Origin of the sequence: Acinetobacter sp. NBRC 100985, assembly GCF_000241225.1 — a bacterium.
In the GTDB taxonomy this organism is placed as follows: Bacteria; Pseudomonadota; Gammaproteobacteria; order Pseudomonadales; family Moraxellaceae; genus Acinetobacter; species Acinetobacter venetianus.
The window spans coordinates 1-284 of the sequence record NZ_BAEB01000051.1 but is presented as its reverse complement, the minus strand read 5'-3'; the positions used below and the strand labels follow the sequence as shown (position 1 = coordinate 284).

The 284-nt window shown below is 51.4% G+C and carries 1 pseudogene; it reads right to left on the bottom strand.

The annotated features are described in order from the left end of the window. Nucleotides 1-220 (bottom strand): annotated as a pseudogene (locus ACT4_RS15360) (hypothetical protein); the annotation flags it as partial. Nucleotides 221-284: the final 64 nt, after the last annotated feature.

Here is a 284-nt window from a genome sequence, read left to right as displayed (position 1 = left end):
TCGGACTACCGTCTGTTCCACCCGTGATGCCATCGATCACACCAGTGACGAGGTCAATAGGGCTACCATCAGTACCGCCTGTGATGCCATCGATCACACCAGTGACAAGATCGATTGGGCTGCCGTCTGTTCCACCCGTAATTCCATCAATCACACCAGTGACAAGATCAATCGGACTACCGTCTGTTCCACCAGTAATGCCGTCAATCACGCCAGTCACTAAATCGATAGGGCTACCATCGTACCACCTGTGATGCCATCGATTACACCAGTCACAAGATCAA